This window comes from Kitasatospora sp. GAS1066B, from assembly GCF_041262605.1.
Taxonomy (GTDB): Bacteria; Actinomycetota; Actinomycetes; order Streptomycetales; family Streptomycetaceae; genus Kitasatospora.
In genome coordinates this window covers 74,830-92,763 of record NZ_JBGCCO010000006.1, presented here as the reverse complement: position 1 = coordinate 92,763, position 17,934 = coordinate 74,830, and the positions used below count along the sequence as shown (strand labels likewise).

At 73.0% G+C, this 17,934-nt stretch carries 15 protein-coding genes and 3 tRNA genes; 3 read left to right on the top strand and 15 right to left on the bottom strand.

Annotated features, from left to right (window positions below):
- Nucleotides 1–159: 159 nt before the first annotated feature.
- The 4 genes from ABH937_RS08295 to ABH937_RS08280 form a co-directional block, all read right to left on the bottom strand.
- Nucleotides 160–1,011, bottom strand: a complete 852-nt coding sequence (locus tag ABH937_RS08295; protein ID WP_280690362.1) for a DegV family protein — start codon at nt 1,009–1,011, stop codon at nt 160–162.
- 57 nt (nt 1,012–1,068) lie between these two features.
- Nucleotides 1,069–1,851 (bottom strand): hypothetical protein, encoded by a 783-nt coding sequence (locus ABH937_RS08290; RefSeq protein ID WP_280690363.1) that lies wholly within the window; start codon nt 1,849–1,851, stop codon nt 1,069–1,071.
- Nucleotides 1,852–2,103: 252 nt separating this feature from the next.
- Nucleotides 2,104–5,004 carry a leucine--tRNA ligase gene (gene leuS / locus ABH937_RS08285; protein WP_280690364.1) on the bottom strand — a complete coding sequence of 967 codons (2,901 nt, stop codon included), beginning with the start codon at nt 5,002–5,004 and terminating at the stop codon, nt 2,104–2,106.
- A gap of 256 nt (nt 5,005–5,260) precedes the next feature.
- Nucleotides 5,261–6,589: a hypothetical protein gene (locus ABH937_RS08280; RefSeq protein ID WP_370217715.1), complete on the bottom strand. Its 1,329-nt coding sequence runs from the start codon at nt 6,587–6,589 to the stop codon at nt 5,261–5,263.
- A 213-nt stretch (nt 6,590–6,802) separates the two neighbouring features.
- On the opposite strand from ABH937_RS08280, the gene ABH937_RS08275 reads away from it, so the two are divergent.
- A complete protein-coding gene (locus tag ABH937_RS08275) occupies nt 6,803–8,089 on the top strand; it encodes an MFS transporter (protein ID WP_280690366.1) in 1,287 nt (428 codons plus the stop codon).
- Between the two features lie 126 nt (nt 8,090–8,215).
- Here the strand turns inward: ABH937_RS08275 and ABH937_RS08270 are convergent.
- Nucleotides 8,216–8,288, bottom strand: a tRNA-Ala gene (locus ABH937_RS08270).
- Between the two features lie 138 nt (nt 8,289–8,426).
- Complete coding sequence (locus ABH937_RS08265) at nt 8,427–9,905, bottom strand: MFS transporter (RefSeq protein ID WP_370217714.1); 1,479 nt, start codon at nt 9,903–9,905, stop codon at nt 8,427–8,429.
- Between the two features lie 102 nt (nt 9,906–10,007).
- On the opposite strand from ABH937_RS08265, the gene ABH937_RS08260 reads away from it, so the two are divergent.
- Entirely contained in the window at nt 10,008–10,922 is a 915-nt protein-coding gene (locus ABH937_RS08260) for a helix-turn-helix transcriptional regulator (RefSeq protein WP_370217713.1), read from the top strand.
- Nucleotides 10,923–10,974: 52 nt separating this feature from the next.
- Here the strand turns inward: ABH937_RS08260 and ABH937_RS08255 are convergent.
- From ABH937_RS08255 to ABH937_RS08220, 8 genes are all read right to left on the bottom strand, one after another.
- Nucleotides 10,975–11,047: transfer RNA gene (locus ABH937_RS08255), tRNA-Ala, on the bottom strand.
- A gap of 37 nt (nt 11,048–11,084) precedes the next feature.
- Nucleotides 11,085–11,157: transfer RNA gene (locus tag ABH937_RS08250), tRNA-Ala, on the bottom strand.
- Between the two features lie 116 nt (nt 11,158–11,273).
- Complete coding sequence (locus ABH937_RS08245; RefSeq protein WP_280690434.1) at nt 11,274–11,921, bottom strand: histidine phosphatase family protein; 648 nt, start codon at nt 11,919–11,921, stop codon at nt 11,274–11,276.
- Nucleotides 11,918–12,361, bottom strand: coding sequence for a ribosome silencing factor (gene rsfS / locus ABH937_RS08240; protein WP_280690369.1), 444 nt, complete (start codon nt 12,359–12,361; stop codon nt 11,918–11,920). The genes ABH937_RS08245 and rsfS overlap by 4 nt, the downstream gene beginning before the upstream one ends.
- A gap of 106 nt (nt 12,362–12,467) precedes the next feature.
- Complete coding sequence (locus ABH937_RS08235) at nt 12,468–14,222, bottom strand: LCP family protein (protein WP_370217712.1); 1,755 nt, start codon at nt 14,220–14,222, stop codon at nt 12,468–12,470.
- Between the two features lie 26 nt (nt 14,223–14,248).
- The gene (nadD, locus tag ABH937_RS08230; RefSeq protein ID WP_280690371.1) at nt 14,249–14,872 is read right to left on the bottom strand and encodes a nicotinate-nucleotide adenylyltransferase; all 624 of its coding nucleotides are present in this window, start codon (nt 14,870–14,872) and stop codon (nt 14,249–14,251) included.
- A gap of 180 nt (nt 14,873–15,052) precedes the next feature.
- Nucleotides 15,053–15,199 (bottom strand): hypothetical protein, encoded by a 147-nt coding sequence (locus ABH937_RS08225; protein ID WP_266297835.1) that lies wholly within the window; start codon nt 15,197–15,199, stop codon nt 15,053–15,055.
- A gap of 137 nt (nt 15,200–15,336) precedes the next feature.
- Nucleotides 15,337–15,480, bottom strand: a complete 144-nt coding sequence (locus ABH937_RS08220) for a hypothetical protein (RefSeq protein WP_280690372.1) — start codon at nt 15,478–15,480, stop codon at nt 15,337–15,339.
- Nucleotides 15,481–15,698: 218 nt separating this feature from the next.
- Here ABH937_RS08220 and ABH937_RS08215 point away from each other — a divergent pair, with 218 nt between their 5' ends.
- Nucleotides 15,699–16,772, top strand: a complete 1,074-nt coding sequence (locus ABH937_RS08215) for a M48 family metallopeptidase (protein ID WP_280690373.1) — start codon at nt 15,699–15,701, stop codon at nt 16,770–16,772.
- 71 nt (nt 16,773–16,843) lie between these two features.
- On the opposite strand, the gene ABH937_RS08210 is transcribed toward ABH937_RS08215, so the two are convergent.
- Nucleotides 16,844–17,917 carry a hypothetical protein gene (locus ABH937_RS08210; RefSeq protein WP_370217711.1) on the bottom strand — a complete coding sequence of 358 codons (1,074 nt, stop codon included), beginning with the start codon at nt 17,915–17,917 and terminating at the stop codon, nt 16,844–16,846.
- Nucleotides 17,918–17,934 lie beyond the last annotated feature (17 nt).

Sequence of the window (17,934 nt, the reverse complement as noted above, 5' to 3'; positions counted from 1 at the left end):
GGCGGCCTCAAGGCGACGGGTGGCGGCAGGGGTGCGTAGGCGTTTCATGGGGCCGACGGTACGGAGCGCCGGCGCTGCCTGTCAGAGACCGTTCAGAACCTGTGGACAACCCCGCCCTTGTGGATAACCACGCCCCAGTTCACGGCAGCTGACCACCTGTCAGCTCACCACCGGCGCCACCACCACCGCGAGCAGCCCGGGCCCCGCGTGGGCACCGATCACCGCGCCCACCTCTTCCACCAGTACGTCGCGGACACCCGGGACGCGCTCCCGGAGCCGTTCGGCCAGCGGCTCGGCCCGGTCCTCGGCGGCCAGGTGGTGGACCGTGATGTCCACCTCCCCCAGGCCGGCCTGCTCGACCGCGATCTCCTCCAGCCGGGCGATCGCCCTGGACGCCGTGCGGACCTTCTCCAGCGGCTCGATCCGACCGCCGGTGAGGTGCAGCAGCGGCTTCACCGCGAGGGCCGAGCCGAGCAGCGCACGCGCGGTGCCGATCCGGCCGCCGCGGCGCAGGTGTTCGAGGGTGTCGACGTAGAAGATGCCTCGGGTCGCCGCGGCCCGGCGCTCGGCGACCGCGGCCACGGCAGCCGGATCGAACCCGGCCTCGCGGGCCTCGGCTGCGGCCAGTACCGCGTAGCCCAAGGCCATCCCGACCAATCGGCTGTCGAGCACCTGGACCGGGATCGGCGCCTCGGCGGCGGCGAGTCGGGCGGCCTCGGCGGTGCCGGACAGCTCGGCGGAGAGGTGGATCGACAGGATCGCGCTCGCCCCGCCCGCGGCGGCCGCGCGGTAGGCGGCGGCGAAGGTCGCCGGGTTGGGGCGGGAGGTGGTCAGGCGATGCCGGGCGCGCAGTGCCTCCCCGACGTCCTTGGGGGTGATCTCCAGCCCCTCGGCCCGTACCTCGTCGCCCAGCACCACGCTCAACGGGACCACCGTGATCTCGTGCCGGTCGATGACCCGCTGGGGCAGATAGGCCGTGGAATCGGTGACAAGCGCGAGGTCGGCGGGCATGTGCCGGAGGTTACTCCCCGAAACGGGCAGAGGACAGCCGGGCCCGAGCGGGTCGGGTCAGCTCGGAGAGGACCCGGGGTGGGGCTTGCGCAGCCGCTGACCGAGCCGGCTCAGCGGCTCGGTCAGGTTGAGCGCCTCCTCCGCGCTCAACCGCCCGGCCCGCGCCGCGATCCCGGGGCGCGAGGAAGCGGCGGAAGCGGCGGAAGCAGAGGCAGCGGACGTCGTGGAGGCAGCAGCGGCACGAGAGCCCGCACCATCGCCACCCTCCGCCGAAGCCCCCGAGTCCACCCGGTCCCAGTGCCGCAGCGCCCCCGCCTCGCTCTCGCACTCCGCGCTCAGCCGGCCCAGCTCGTCCGCCGCGAACCGGTGCGCCCGGTCCTGCGCCGCCCAGCGCATCGACTCGGCGGAGTGGGTGATCCGGTCCGCGCGCTCGCGCAGTTCGGGCAGCTTGGCGGCGATCCGGGTCGGCTCGGGTTCGCGCTCCAGCATCCGCAGTTCGGCGTCCAGCTCGGCGGCGTGCACGTCCAGGCGGTCCAACAGGCGCAGCGACTCAGCGAGTTGACCGTCCGTGCCGACCCCGCCCGCCAGCACCGCGCGGGTGCCGGCCAGCGAGGTGCGCAGCCCGAGGCGGACGGCGGCCAGCTCGCCCTGCGCACCGGGCTTGGTGTACCGCTTGGCCTTCAAGGCGACGTTCTCCACCGCGCGGCGGGCCTGCACCTCGGTCTGCTCGACCTTCGCCACCACCGCCTTGGTGGCCTTGATCGCGCCCACCACGACGAGCACGACCACGGCGGCCGAGAAGAGGCCGAGCAGGATGAGCACCGCGCCGATCGCGTCCATCAGTTGCCGCCTTCCAGCGGAAGCCGGGCTCGCCCGGGCTCCGTATCGGTTACCGGCTTACCACGGTAGCCGCCGCGCAGCCGCAGCAGAGCGGTAACCGGGGATGGATCAGGGTGCGGTCAGGGATCTCCCTGAGCCGCCGGTTGCGAGCGGTCCGGGTCGATCGCGCCGGGAAACGGCCGGCGCCGACCGAACCCAGCGGGCCGGCCACCCCGCGAACGGAGCGGCCGGCCCGGTGAGCCACTGATGCGGTCAGCCCGTGACGATGTTCACCAGCTTCGGCGCCCGGGCGATCACCTTGCGCACCGGAGCCCCGGCGATCGCGGCGACCACGGCCGGGTCGGCCAGTGCCAGCGCCTCCAGCTCGGCGTCCGTGATGGTCGGCGGGACCTCCAGGCGGGCCCTGACCTTGCCCTTGATCTGGACCACGCAGGTCACCGCCTCGTCCACCAGGTAGACCGGGTCGGCGACCGGGAAGTCGGCGAAGGCCAGCGAGTCGGTGTGGCCCAGCTTGCGCCACAGCTCCTCAGCGATGTGCGGGGCCAGCGGGGCGACCATCAGGACCAGCGCCTGGGCCACCTCGCGCGGCGTGGAGCCGCGCTTGACCAGGTAGTTGTTCAGCTCGATCGCCTTGGCCACGGCCGTGTTGAAGCGCAGCCCGGCCAGGTCGCCGCGGATCCCGTCGATCGCCTTGTGCAGCGCGCGCAGGGTCGGCTCGTCGGCCGGCTCCTCGCTGACCACCAGCTCACCGGTCTCCTCGGAGACCACGTTGCGCCACAGCCGCTGCAGGAAGCGGTAGGAGCCGACCACGGCGCGCGGGTCCCACGGGCGGGAGACGTCCAGCGGGCCCATCGACATCTCGTACAGGCGCAGCGTGTCGGCGCCGTACTCCTCGCAGATGGTGTCCGGGGCGACGGCGTTCTTCAGCGACTTGCCCATCTTGCCCGCCTCGCGGGTGACCGGTTGCCCCTGCCAGACGTAGCCGCCGTCCACCTCCTCGACCTCGACGGCCGGCACCGGGAAGCCGCGCGCGTCACGGTAGACGTCGGCGGTGATCATGCCCTGGTTGAACAGCTTGTGGAACGGCTCCACCGAGGAGACGTGGCCCAGGTCGTGCAGCACCTTGTGCCAGAAGCGGGCGTACAGCAGGTGCAGCACCGCGTGCTCCGCCCCGCCGACGTACAGGTCCACGCCGCCGGCCGGCTTCTGCTCGGTCGGGCCCATCCAGTAGGCCTCGTTGGCCGGATCGACCACCTTCGAGGCGTTGACCGGGTCGACGTAGCGCAGCTCGTACCAGCAGGAACCGGCCCAGTTGGGCATGGTGTTGGTCTCGCGGCGGTAGGTCCGCTCCCCGTCACCCAGGTCCAGCCGCACGCTGACCCAGTCCTCGTTGCGCGACAGCGGGGTCTTCGGGGTGCTGGCGGCGTCGTCGGAGTCGTAGGTGTGCGGCGAGTAGTCGTCCACCTCGGGGACCTCGACCGGCAGCATCGACTCGGGCAGCGCGTGCATCACGCCGTCCTCGTCGTAGACGATCGGGAACGGCTCGCCCCAGTACCGCTGCCGGCTGAACAGCCAGTCGCGCAGGCGGTAGTTGACCGTGCCTTCGCCGATGCCGCGCTCGGTCAGCCAGGCGGTGACGGCGGCCTTGGCCTCGGCCACCCGCAGGCCGTTCAGCGACACGTCGGGGTTGGCGGAGTTCACGATCACCGAGTCGTAGGTGTCGAACGCGTCGTCCCACTCGGCCGGGTCGGTGCCGCGCCCGTCGGTCGGCTCGACCACGCAGGTCATCGGCAGCGAGAAGGCGCGGGCGAAGGCGAAGTCGCGGTGGTCGTGCGCGGGCACGGCCATGATCGCGCCGGTGCCGTAGCCCATCAGCACGTAGTCGGCGATGAAGACCGGGACCGGCTTGCCGGTGACCGGGTTGGTCGCGTAGGCGCCGGTGAAGACACCGGTCTTGACCTTGGCGTCGACCTGCCGCTCGACGTCCGACTTGGCGGCGGCCACGGCCCGGTAGGCGGCGACGGCCTCGGCGGGGGTGTGCGCCTCGCCCTTCCAGTCGGCGTGCGTCTCGGCCGGCCAGGCAGCCGGGACGATCGCGTCGACCAGCTCGTGCTCGGGCGCCAGCACCATGTAGGTGGCGCCGAACAGGGTGTCGGGGCGGGTGGTGAAGACGGTGATCGGCTGCTGCCCCGCACCGCCGTTGTGGGTCGGGACGGTGAAGTCGACCCGGGCCCCCTCGGAGCGGCCGATCCAGTTGCGCTGCTGCAGCTTGATCGCTTCAGGCCAGTCCAGCATGTCCAGGTCGCTGATCAGCCGGTCGCCGTACGCGGTGATCCGCATCATCCACTGGCGCAGCTTGGACTTGAAGACCGGGAAGTTGCCGCGCTCGGAGCGGCCGTCGGCGGTGACCTCCTCGTTGGCCAGCACGGTGCCCAGCCCGGGGCACCAGTTGACCGGCACCTCCTTGCTGTACGCCAGGCGGTACTCGCCCAGCAGCTCCTCGCGCTCCAGCCCGGACAGTTCGGACCAGGCGCGGCCGTCCGGGGTCGGGCGCGAGCCGTCGGCGAAGGCGGCGATCAGCTCGGCGATCGGGCGGGCCGCGTTCACGGCCGGGTCGTACCAGGAGTTGAAGATCTGCAGGAAGATCCACTGGGTCCAGCGGTAGTACTCCGGGTCGATGGTGGAGATCGACCGGCGGCTGTCGTGGCCCAGGCCCAGCCGGCGCAGCTGGGCGCGCATGTTGGCGATGGCGGCCTCGGTGGAGACCCGGGGGTGCACGCCGGTGGCCACCGCGTGCTGCTCGGCGGGCAGGCCGAAGGCGTCGTAGCCCAGCGTGTGCAGCACGTTGTGCCCGGTCATCCGCTGGAACCGGGCGTAGACGTCGGTGGCGATGTAGCCCAGCGGGTGACCGACGTGCAGGCCGGCGCCGGAGGGGTACGGGAACATGTCCATGATGAAGGCGTGCGGCTTGGCCGCGACGTCACCGGCGGCGCTGTGCGGCGCCAGCGGGCCGGCCGGGTTGGGGGCGTCGAACGTCCCGTCCTTCTCCCAGGTGTCCTGCCAGCGGGCCTCGATGTCGGCGGCCAGGCCAGCGTCGTACTTGAACGTCGGCGTCCGGAACGGCTCGGTGGCAGCGGGGGTCGTCTCGCTCATGGTCCTTCAGGCTCCATCGTGTCAGATCGCGAATCGTCAGCGGGGTTGCCGGGCACGGCGCGAAAGGCCCGGAGAAACAAAAAAGCCCCTCGACAGGAGGGGGCGCCACGCTGACTCCGGCATGGCCCGCTGGGGTCGGCCGGTCCTGGTCAGCGCGGCCGGCTAAGGAGCAGGCGCACGGTTCGCATGGCAGCAGGGTACCGCAGCCGTGCCCGGGGCGTGGCGGTCGCCCCGAGCCCGGACGGGTCGACGGGGCTCAGCCGAGTCGCTGTTCGCCGTCCCGGCCGCCGACCGCCGACCCCCTCGCCGGGCCTGCCGCCACGTCGAACTCGCGCAGTGCCCGGGCGACCACCTGGGACTGCATGCCGGCGGCCAGTCGGCGGGCCTGGCCGGCGGCCTCGACGGCGCGGTCCCGGTCGCCGGTGCGGTGCCAGGAGTCGGCCAGCCGGATCAGCAGCAGGGCCCGGGCCCGGGCGCCGGCAGCGCCGGCCGCCGCCTCGGTCAGCATCGGCCGGGCCGGCTCGTGCTCGTCCAGGAACAGGTACGCGCCGCCGACCAGGCCGAGCAGCTCGGCGCGCCGCGGGCCGCCCTCCCCGGCGAGCAGCGCCAGGGCCCGCTCGGCGGCGTCCTCGGCGCCCGCCCGCTGTCCGGCGCGGGCCCGGGCCAGCGCCAGGCGGCCCAGCTGGCGGGCCTGCTGATGGGGCGTCAGCTGGTCGCCGACCGCCGCCAGCGCCTGCCCGAGCAGCGCGGCCGGATCCAGGCCCCGCGCGGTGCCCTGGTAGGTGACCTGAACCGCGAGGCCACCTACCACGCTCATCGCCAGCCGCGGCTCGCCGGCCACGTGCGCGGCCCGCAGCGCCGCCACGTAGGAGCGCTGGGCGGCCGCCTCCTGCCCGAGGTCGGCGGCCGCCCAGCCGACCAGCCGGGCCAGCCGTCCCGCCGCCCCGTAGAGCGCGCGGCCCAGCCGCTCGTCCTCGGCGTAGCCCCCCAGTTCGAGCAGCTTGCCGGCCATCGACAGCTCGGCCCTGGCCGGGTCGAGCACCAGCCCGCCGCCACAGGCCTGGGCCAGCCGCCGCTTGCCCTGGTAGCCGAGGCGCAGGTCGGCCAGCTGTCCGGGTGTCACCCGCAGCGCGCCCTCGCCGCCGGTGAGCGGCGGGGGCGCGCTGGCCCAGTGCTCGACCGCCGCGGCCAGCTCCGCACCGCGGAACAGGTCGGTCAGCCGCACCGGGGCGGCCTGCGCGCCCGCCTCGCGCAGCGCCGTCTGCGCGGTGTCGGCCGTCCACGGGTCGGTGAGCAGCCGGGCGGAGAGCACCTTGGCGCCGCGGTTGCTGCCCATCCGCCCCCACAGCTGGCCGTAGGTGACCGCGATCCCCACCGCGCGGCTGAGCACCTCGCAGACCGCCTGGTCGTGCGGCGCCCGCGGCACCATGCCGCGGTCGCGCCACTTGTACGGGGCGGTCTGGCTGATCGACAGTCCGACGGGCAGCACCTGGTTGACCTCGCGGGCCAGCCGCTCGGGGCTCCAGGAGAGCTGATGCAGTATCCGGGCGAGCTCTTCGTTGCGCTTGCGGGCGAGATCGGCCATGGCCCGACGGTAGCGGGCTCGGGGCAGCACCCGGGGGCCATCGCGCGGAGATCCGGGAGACTTCAGGGCGGCATCACCGCGCGTATCGGACAGGGCCGAACGGTCCAGCGGTTTCACCAGCTCAGGGTCGGCTGCCGCAGCCCGGCGTAACCGGATGCGGTCACGCAGCGTAGGACACCCGGAATCCTCCACCCTCGAGAAACGGTGATCCTCTTGCCCCAGTCCGCCCTGCTCCCCCGCCCCGGCCTCGCCACCCCCGCCCCACCCAGGTCCCGCCGGCGGATCGGCCGGCGGATCGGCCGCCGCCGGGGCCTGGTGGCCGCCGCCGTGGTCCTCAACCAGCTGGCCTACGGGTCGGTGTACTCCTGGAGCATCCTGTCGGCCGGCCTCCAGTCCCGCGGCAACGGCTTCGCCCTCGGCCGGGACGAGGCCGGGCTGCCGTTCGCCACCGCACACGCGCTGGTCTTCCTCGGCACCGTGCTGGGCGGGACGCTGATGAGCCGACGGCCGCCGCGCGGGATCGCGCTGCTGGCCGGGGCACTCTACGCGGGCGGCTTCCTGCTGGCCGGCTGCGCCCACGGGCGGGACGACTTCTGGCTGGTGCTGCTCGGCTACGGCGTGGTCAGCGGGGTGGGCCTCGGACTCGGCTACATCGTGCCGACCACCCTGCTGCAGCGCTGGTTCCCCCGGCACCGGGCGCTGGCCGCCGCGATCGCCACCGGCGGCTTCGGGCTCGGCTCGGTGCTCAGCGCGCCGCTCACCCGGCTGCTGGTCGCGCACTTCGCGGCGAACCCGGTGCGGGCACTGCTGGTGCTCGGCGGGCTGTTCCTGGTGACCACGCTGACCGGCGCCGCCTTCTTCCGGAACCCGCCGCAGCCGCAGCCGGTGCCCGCCCAGCGCGGCCCGGGCGCCACCACGATGGGCTACCGGCCGGCCCAGGCGCTGCGCACCCGGCAGTGGTACCTGCTGACCCTGATCCTCTTCTTCAACACCGCGGCCGGGATCAGCATGCTCGCGGTGATCGCCCCGGCGGCCGGCAGCCTGACCGGGCTGAGCCCGACCGCGGCCGCCGCGCTGACCGGTGCGCTCGGCGTCTTCAACACCGTGGGCCGGCCGCTCTGGGGCTGGCTCTCGGGCCGCACCGGGCTGCTGAACGCGTTCGTGCTGATGCTCGCCTCGCAGGGCCTGTGCCTGCTGGCGCTCTCCCAGGTGGCCTCGCCCGAGCTGTTCTTCCCGCTCGCGGCGCTGGTCTGCCTCTCCTTCGGCGGCGGCTTCGCCACCATGCCGGCCGTCGCCTCGGACTTCTTCGGGCTGGCGCACGCGGGCGGGGTGTACGGGCTGATGCTGATCGGCTGGAGCCTGGCCGGGATCGCCGGACCGCTGCTGGTCTCGGAGCTGGCGGCGCGCTCCTCGTACGGGACGGCGTTCCTGGTGCTCGGCACGGTGACGGTGGCGGCGGCGGTGCTGCCGCGGCTGACCAGGCGGCCGGCGGCGGCCTGACGCCGACCGGCCCGCCGACCCGGCGGCGGTCGCTCCGACAGCGGACGGCGACTAAGTCCGACGGCGCCGCGGCCGGACACGCCACAGGGCGCTCGGGAGATGTCCCGAGCGCCCTGCGGTTCACTGTGGAGCTACGGGGAATTGAACCCCGGACCTCTTGCATGCCATGCAAGCGCTCTACCAACTGAGCTACAGCCCCATGTGCATTTTTTTGCCGCCCCCGGTCTCCCGCGGCGACAGGTCTTACTTTACACGGTCGACGGGACGGTTAACGAATCCATTCCCCGCCCCCACCCGAGAGGGGCGGGGACGGGACACCTACGGACCGCGGGCCGGACTAACCGGGTAGCGCCGCGCGGCGCGTGCGGAAGGCGAAGCCGGCCGCCAGCGCGGCGCAGACCAGCGTCGCGAAGGTGGTCACGGCCAGCGCGTGGCCCGAGGCCGCGGCCGGCGCCGGGTAGTTCACCGAACTGAGGAAGATCGTGCCGACCAGCGCCACCCCGACCACCTGCCCCAGCTGGATCATGGTCACCATCACCCCGCTGGCATCCGCCGCGTCGGCGGCCGCCACCCGGTTCAACGCCCGGGTGAACAGCGGGCTGTAGGCGCTGCCGGAGGACATCCCGATCACCAGCAGCAGCAGATCCGCACCGACGCCGAGCCGGCCGCCCGAGCGCAGCAGCTGACCGAGCGCCAGATAGCCGCCCGCGATCACCAGCAGCGACAGCACCGGCAGCGACAGGTGCAGCCGCTCGGGCAGCCGCTGCCAGTGCAGGCCGGCCACCCCGAAGCCGACCGCCAGCGGGCCGAAGACCAGTCCGGCGTGCAGCGGGCTGAAGCCGAGGCCGGCCTGCAGGTGCAGGGCGAAGGCGAACATGAAGCCCGCGAAGTTGAGCATGATCAGGAAGATCGCCACCGCGGCCGGCAGCAGGCCCGGCGCCCGCAGCACCCGGCCGTGGATCAGCGGCTGGCCGCCGCGCGCCGCGATCCGGCGCTCGACCACCACGAAGGCGGCGAAGGCCGACGCCGAGCCGGCCAGCATCAGCCAGCCCCAGAGCGGCCAGTTCAGCTCGTGGCCGAGCACCAGCGGCACCACCAGTAGCCCGATCGCCAGCGCCAGCACCAGCAGGCCCACCAGGTCGAAGCGGCGCTCCCGGTCCACCGGCAGTTCGGGCAGCAGCCGGTGCCCGGCCGCCAGCAGCACCAGCCCGATCGGCACGTTGACCAGGAAGACGGGGCGCCAGCCGGAACCGAAGAGATCCGCGCTCACCAGCAGGCCACCCAGCACCTGCCCGACCACGGTGGCACCGGCCAGCACCGCGGTGTAGATGCCCAGTGCCCTGGCCCGGGCCGGACCGCTGAAGGTCTTCTGGATCAGGCTCATCACCTGAGGCACCATCAGTGCGGCACCCGCGCCCTGCAGCAGCCGGAAGGCGATCAGACTCCCGGTGTCCTGGGCCAGACCGCAGAGCAGCGAGGCGGCGGTGAAGCCGACCAGACCGCTCTGGAAGAGCAGCCGGTGCCCGAACCTGGCACCCAGCCGGGCACCGGTGATCAGCAGCACCGCGTAGGCGATGGTGTAGCCGGCGATCACCAACTGCAGTCCGGCGCCCGAGGCGTGCAGGTCGGTGCGCATGGTCGGCACCGCGACGTTCACGATCGCCACGTCCAGCACGGCCATGAACTGGCCGGTGAGGATGAGCCCGAGCAGCAGGCCGGGGCGGCGGTGGCCGCCGGACGCGGCGGCCGGGACGGGGGCGTCCGCGGTGGTGGTGCGGGCGGTCCGTGGTGACCGCGCGGTCTGAAGGTCCGTCATGGGGACCAGCCTGCCGGGGTCGTGATACTGGTGGTTAGAGCCTGCTGATCCTGGTACCGGCACTACCTCCCAAAGCCCGGACAACTACGTCAGGATGGAGCCATGACCGTGCTGGACACCCCTGCCGAGGCACCCGCCATCACCGCCGGCGCAGGCCAGGCGCGAGCCCGCCGGACCGAGCTCGCGGCCTTCCTCAAGGCCTGCCGGGCCCGGGTCTCCCCCGAGGACGTCGGCCTGCCGCCAGGCCTGCGTCGCCGCACCCCGGGCCTGCGGCGTGAGGAGGTGGCGCAGCTCGCCGGGGTCGGGGTCACCTGGTACACCTGGCTCGAACAGGGGCGGCCGATCAACGCCAGCGAGCAGGTGATGTCCGCCGTCTCCCGGGCGCTGCTGCTCGACGCGGTGGAGCGCACGCACCTGTTCCGGCTGGCCGGCCTGCCCGGCGACGAGCTGGCAGGCCTCAGCTGCCTGGCCGTCGATCCCACGATGCAGGTGATCCTGGACGGCCTGACGCCGATGCCGGCCGCGATCTGCAACCGCCGCTTCGACGTGCTCGCCTTCAACGCCGGCTACGACGCGCTCTTCCCCGGCGCCACCCGCACCGTGGCGCCGGGCGGCCGGCGCAACTCGATGTGGTGCGCCTTCACCGTGCCCGACTGCTGCAACCCGTTCCTCAACCGGGACGAGGAACTGCCCCGGATGGTCGGGGTGATGCGCGCCGCCTACGCCTCGCACATCGGCGAACCGGCCTGGGAGGAGTGGGTCCGCGAACTGTCCGCCGCCAGCCCCCGGTTCCGCGAGCTCTGGGCGACCCAGCAGGTGGCGCCGGCCAGGACCGCGCTCAAGGTGTTCCGGCACGCCGGCGCGGGCGAGATCCGGGTCCAGGCCGCCTACCTGACCATGCCGGGCGCGCCCGAGCTGTACATGGTGGTCTACACCCCGGAGACGGAGCTGGACCGGGAGCGGATGGCCTGGGTCACCGCGCACCCGGACGCGCCGGTGACCGACCACGGGCACTGAACCGGAAAGCGCCGAAGGCCGGTACCTGACGGTACCGGCCTTCGATGCGCTGTGGAGCTACGGGGAATTGAACCCCGGACCTCTTGCATGCCATGCAAGCGCTCTACCAACTGAGCTACAGCCCCGCGACACGCACGGCCCGCGAGGACCGCTGGTGCGGAGTGGAGCTACGGGGAATTGAACCCCGGACCTCTTGCATGCCATGCAAGCGCTCTACCAACTGAGCTACAGCCCCGCACTCCCAGGATCCCGCGCCGCCCTGCCGGGCCGCGTTCTCTCCTGCGAACGAGGAAGACTCTAGCTGGTCAGACCCGGAATGACGAAATCCCACCGGTGCCCGGCCCACCGCACTCAGCTCTCGTCACCGATCACCGGCTCCGGCAGCGTTCCCGCGTTGTGCTCCAGCAACCGCCAGCCGCGGGCGCCCTGGCCGAGCACCGACCAGCAGCAGTTGGAGAGCCCGCCGAAGCACTCCCACAGGCTCGGGTCCAGGCCGAGCAGCCGGCCGAGCATGGTGCGGATGGTGCCGCCGTGGCTGACCACCACGAGCGTGCCGTCCTCCGGCAGCTTCTCGAACGCGTCCAGCACCACCGGGACCGAGCGGTCCGCGACCTCGCTGGACAGCTCGCCGCCACCGCGCCGGACCGGCTCGCCGCGACCGAAGGCCGCGTACTCCTCCGGGTACCGCGCGCGGATCTCGGCGTGGGTCAGGCCCTGCCAGCTGCCCGCGTAGGTCTCCCGCAGGCCCTCGTGCAGCTGCGCCTCCAGGCCGACCAGCGTGGCCAGCTCGGCCGCGGTGTCCGCGGCCCGCTGCAGGTCGGAGGAGATCAGCAGGTCGGGGCGCAGACCCGCGAGCAGCCGGGCCGCGCGCCGGGCCTGGCCGCGGCCGTGCTCGGTGAGCGGGATGTCGGTGCTGCCCTGGAACCGCGAATCAAGGTTCCAGGAGGTCTGCCCGTGCCGCCAGAAGACGATCCGCGGTCCCCCCGCGCGGCTGCTCAGCTGAAGTCCTGGATGAAGCCGACGGCGTTGCCCGCCTCGTCGGTCGCGGCGTCCTCGGGACGGTTGCGGGTGGCCAGCGCGTCGGCCGGCAGCGGCAGCTCGGGGCAGTCCTTCCAGAGCCGGTCCAGCGAGTAGAAGGAGCGCTCCTCGGAGTGCTGCACGTGCACCACGATGTCCAGGTAGTCGAGCAGGATCCAGCGACCCTCGCGCTCGCCCTCACGGCGCACCGGCTTGACGTCGAGCTGCTCGCGCAGCTGGTCCTCGATCTCCTCGGCGATCGCCTTGACCTGGCGGTCGTTGGCGGCGGAGGCGATCAGGAACGCGTCGGTGATCGCCAGCACCTCGCTGACGTCGAAGGCGATCACGTTGTGCGCGAGTTTGTCGGCCGCGGCCTGGGCGGCGACGTTGATCAGTTCCTGCGAGTGTTCGGTTGCGGTCACGATGTTCTTCCGGCTTGATGACATGAATTTCCGTCTCCAGGATCTCACGCCACCACGGCGAGCCCGGCCGGAGCTTTCCGGCCGGGCTCGCGGGCGCACCGCCCGGCTACTGCTTGGGCGGCTGGTAGTCCTTGCCCAGCACCACCACGATGTCCGCGGTCTGCGCGGTGCCGACCTTCTTCACCGCACCGGCCGGCAGGCCCAGGGTGGTGGCCAGCGACTGGGCGGTCGCCTGGCGGCCGTCGTCGGTGTAGTCGATCTCCGAGGTGGCCTGCGCGGTGGCCGCGGTGCTGCCGCCGGGGACGAAGGTCAGCCCGGCGTTGACCACCTGCACCTGGGCGGCCTGGGCGTCGGCGGTGCCGCCGCTGCCGGTGGCGTCCACGATGCTCACCCGGGCCGGGGCGCTGGTCGCGACGGCCAGGTGCACGGTGCTGCCGAGCACCTCCTTGACCACCGGGGCGACCTTGGCCTGGTCCAGCGTGCCGTCCGGCTGGACCGGCAGCTCGGTGGTGCCGAAGTGCCCGGCCGCCGCCTGCTGGGAGAGCTCGACCAGCAGACCGGCCAGCGCCTTCTCCGGCAGCGACGGGTCGAGCACGGCGCCCATCTTGTGGACGTCGTCGGTGGCGTCCGAGAGCGTGGTGGGCATGGTGGCGATCACCGCGGAGAGCACCTGGCCGAAGCGGTTCAGCTGGGCGTCGCGGCTCTCGCCCGGCGCCTGGTAGGTCGCGTAGGCCACCGCGGCGTCGCCGGTCAGCATCCGCCCCTGGCCCTGCTCGACCAGCGGCTTGCCGTCCGGGCCGTTGACCGCCGCGTTGGTGTCCACCTTGATGCCGCCCAGCTGGGCGACCAGCAGCCGCAGGTAGGGGGTGTCCAGCCGCCAGGTGCCGGCCACCGGGGCGCCGAGCAGGTTGCCCAGCGCCTCCCGGGTGGAGGCCGGGCCGACCGAGTCCATCGCACTGCCCAGCTGGGTGGTGGGGCTGTCGCCGGCGGTCGGCAGCTGCAGGGTGTCGGGCAGCAGCAGCATCGAACCCTTGTGCCCGGCCGCGTCGTTGACCAGCAGCACGCTGCTCACCTTGCCCTGCAGGTCGCGCAGGTGGACCACGACGACGCTGCGCTGGCCGACCGCCGCGGCGGCCGACTGGGAGTTGCCCAGCGCGCCGGTGAAGAAGAGGTAGCCCACCGTGCCGCCGCCCACCAGGGCCAGCGCGACCGCGCCGCCGATCAGCCGATTGCGCAGCTTGCGGCGACGCTCGTCGCGCCGCTCGGTGCGCGACTCGGCGAACTTCAGCCAGTCGATGACGTCCTCGGTCTCCTCCGCCGGTTCGTCGACGAAGGTGAACTCGCCTGTCTGGTAAGCGTCCTGGTCACTCGCCCGGGCCGGCTTGGCGGCCGCGCGGCGCCCGCCCACCTGCTCGGAGGGCTCGTCGGGCACGGTCGGCGCAGCAGCCGCGGGCGCCGGCGCGGGGCGCGGCCGCGGTGGGGCCGGCCGGACGGGCGCGGGCGCCGGTGCGGCGGGCGCGGGCGGGACCTGCTGCTGGTACCCGGACTGCTCGTACACCGGCTGCTCGTACACCGGCTGCTCGTAGACCGGTTGCTGATAGGTCTGCTGCTGGTACGGGTCGTACCCCGGCTGCTGGTAGGCCTGCTGCTGGTACCCGGACTGCTGGTACGGGTCGTACCCGGGCTGCTGCTGGTAGCCCTGCTCCTGGTAGCCGTGGTCCTGGTACGGCTGTTGGGCATAGCCCTGCGGCTGCTCGTACGACCCGTACTGCTGCTGGTACGGGTCGTACGTATACGGCTGCTGCGGGTACTGCCCGGTGGACCAGTCGCCGTCCTCGGGCCCTTGGTGGTCTGCCGTCACGCCATCCCTCAAGGTCTTCCTCCGGCTCAGCCGGCGTCCAGATAGAGCGCCCGCTTGTCGATGTACCGCACCACGCCGTCCGGGACGAGGTACCAGACCGGCTCACCCTTGGCCACCCGCAGCCGGCAGTCCGTGGAGGAGATCGCCAGCGCCGGCACCTCGACCAGGGAGACCCCACCGGCCGGCAGTCCGGCGGCGGTGAGGGTGTGCCCGGGACGGGTGCAGCCGATGAAGTGGGCGAGCGAGAAGAGCTCCTCGGCGTCGCGCCAGGTGAGGATCTGGGCCAGCGCGTCGGCACCGGTGATGAAGAAGAGGTCGGCGTCCGGGTGCTGGGCCCGCAGCTCGCGCAGGGTGTCGACGGTGTAGGTCGCGCCGCTGCGGTCGATGTCGATCCGGCTGACCGAGAACTGCGGGTTCTCGGCGGTCGCGATCACCGTCATCAGGTACCGGTCCTCGGCGGACGAGACGCTCGTGCCGCTCTTCTGCCAGGGCTGCCCGGTCGGGACGAAGATCACCTCGTCCAGGTGGAAGGCGCTGGCCACCTCGCTGGCGGCGACCAGGTGCCCGTGGTGGATCGGGTCGAAGGTGCCGCCCATCACACCGAGACGCTTTCTGCGCCCGGGCCCCGTCGTCGGCCTGCTCTCTCCCATGGCGCATCACCTTACGCGACCCGCTCGGCGACCCGCCGCCCAGCCCGAGCGGCGACCGGTTGCCGCGTCCGCCGGGGCCGGATGCGCCACCGGATGCGCCACCGGATGCGCCACCGGATGCGTCGAAGGGAGCGTCCCGCCGTCCGGGGCGCTCCCTCTTCGCTCGCGCGCTCTGCCGACCTAGCGGTCCTTGTTGAAGCGGGTGACCAGGAAGAGCAGCATCAGCAGGATGAACAGCGCGCTGCCGCCGGTGAGCAGCGGGTTGAGGCTGTCGTGGCCGCCGCCCTCGGCGAGACGGGTCAGTGCGGGCAGAGCGCTAGCGGTCATGTTCGGCAGGGCCTTCTCGACTCGGTGGGGGCCAGGACGCGGGTCCCGGCGAGCCGCTTCGGCCCGCACCCCTCATCTTACGAGGCCCTTACTCGCAACCGCGCGGCGGCTCCCCGCGTCTGACAGCAGGTGAGGCGTCAGTTGTCGCGACCGGCTCGGACCAGGATCCAGGCGAGCAGGCAGACACCCACGATGGAACCGAGCACCACCAGGCGCAGGAAGAGGCCCGGACCGGGACCGCCGGAGATCGCGGCCAGGTTCACCAGGGCGTCGGGGGACATCGGCGGGCTCCTCGGGGAGGGTGTGACATATCGGAAGCCAGGGTAAACCGGCGACTCCCCGGCACGACGCACCGCCCCCGATCCGGCGCGGTCGACGGCATCCGGGTGTCATCCCCGCGATCCGGGGACGAGTACGCGCACGCGGACGTTGAAGCAGACGGATCCAGCGGGGGCCGGCGAAGGGCCGGGACCGGCGTCGAGCAGGAGGTACTCAGCACATGATCGATTCCACCCAGCCGGGCGGCACCCCGGGCACGCCCAGCCGCCGCCGCGAGCGCTTCCCCGGGATCTCCACCCGGGCCTGGGAGCACCCGGCGGACCGCTCGGCGCTGGTCGCGCTGCGCAAGCTGTCCGGGTTCGACGACATCCTGAAGAAGCTGGCCGGCCTGGTCTCCGAGCGCAGCATGCGGCTGATGTTCCTGGCCACCGCGGTGAAGACCTCGGAGCGCCAGTACCCGGAGATCTTCAACATGGTCCGGGACGCGGCCTACGTCCTGGACCTGGAGCAGGTCCCCGACCTGTACGTGACCCAGGACCCGACCGTCAACGCGATGTGCATCGGCATGGACACCCCGGTGATCGTGCTGACCACCGGGCTGGTCGAGTTGCTGGACGAGGAGGAGCTGCGGGCCGTGATCGGCCACGAGGTCGGGCACGCGATGTCCGGCCACGCGGTCTACCGGACGATGCTGCTGATCCTGACCAACCTGGCCGCCCGGGTCGGCTGGATACCGCTCGGCAACCTGGCGATCATGGCGCTGGTCACCGCGCTCAAGGAGTGGTTCCGCAAGGCCGAACTCTCCTGCGACCGGGCCGGCCTGCTGGCGGGTCAGGACCCGCAGGCCTCGATGCGCGGCCTGATGAAGCTGGCGGGCGGCCACAACCTCGGCGAGATGAACGTGGACGCCTTCCTGGAGCAGGCCGAGGAGTACGAGAAGGCCGGCGACCTGCGCGACGGCGTGCTGAAGCTGCTTCAGGTGCTGCCGCAGACCCACCCGTTCGCGGTGGTCCGGGTCGCCAGGCTCAAGCAGTGGTCGGAGAGCGAGGAGTACCGCTCGATCATGGCCGGCGCCTACCCGCGCCGCGCCGACGACCCGGACGCCAGCGTGGCCGACCAGTGGCGGGCCGCCGCCGACTCGTACGGCAAGTCGATCAAGGAGAGCAAGGACCCCTTCTTCTCCCTGCTGCGGGACATCGCGGACGGCGCCGGCTCGGTGGGCGGCAAGCTCCGCGACACCTTCACCGGCGCGAAGACCCCCGGCGGCACCCCGCAGGACGAGCCGCGCGAGTAACCGCCGGCCGAGCGGCTGACGGCACCGAGCAATCGGCGCCTCGCAATTGGCGCCTCGCGCCGAGCAGGGCGTCAGCCGCTCGGTGCCGTCATCACCGCGCAGCTCTGCCAGGCCGGCTGCGCGTGGTCGGCCGGGTTCACCGCGGGGGGCGGCCCGACGGCCGGCCCGACGGGGCCGACCGGCAGCGGCTGCAGGTACTCGGCCTGCGCGGCGCCGCAGGCGCTCGGTCCGGCCTGCTGCGCCGAGTCGACCACGTGCACCTGCCCGTTCGCAATGTCGGTGATGCCCAGGTCGAAGCGGAGCTCACGGCGGACCGTGTAGAGGCTGACCGGGCCGTTGGTCGCCGCGCCGGCCGGGCGCAGCGCGTAGACCAGGGTGTGGTCGGTGGTGACCTCCAGGGTGCCCGGGTCCAGCTCGGCCACCTTCACGCTGCCCGCCACCTTGACGGTGTCGGTGGCCAGCCCGATCTTCATCGGGTCGAACCGGACCATCCAGCCGGTCGCGCTGTGGTGCTGGTCGTCGACCGGGGCGGTCAGGCTCTGGTCGAACTGGCCCTGCTCGTCGGGTGCCAGCAGCGCTCGCACCGCGGCGGTCTGGCCCTGCACCAAGACCGCGGGGGCCAGCTCGGAGGCCGTCAGGTACCGGCTCACGGTGTCGACGGCCGCACTGACCTGGGCCTGGCTGAAGTGCGCCGTCGCGGTGCGGGCGGCAGGCAGGCCGAGGCCCGCGCTGCCGTCCGCGAAGCCCGTCGCGGCCGCGAGTGAGGCGAACGGGCTGCTCGGGTCGGCCGCCGGCACGCCGCCGGAGGCCGGGGTGAGGACGGTCAGCTCGGCGGTCAGCTGGGCGCCGCCCGCCCCGCCCGCGTCGCGCTGCGGGGCGGTGACGCCGAAGTACACGGCGGCCCCGAAGGCCAGCACGATGAGCAGCAGCAGGGTCAGCGCCTGGCGCGGCAGCGTGCCGAACATCCGGCCGCCGAGCTTGTGCCGGACCGCCTGCGGGGCGCCGCCCAGGCGCTCCTCCGCCGAGAGTTCGGTGATCCGGGCAGCCCGGACGAATGATTCGTCGAAAACGACGGATCGGTATTCGTCCTCGCTTCCGGAACCGCCCTCGGGCACACCCTCCGGAGGCTCACCCGGGTCACCCATAACTCAAGGGTAGAGCC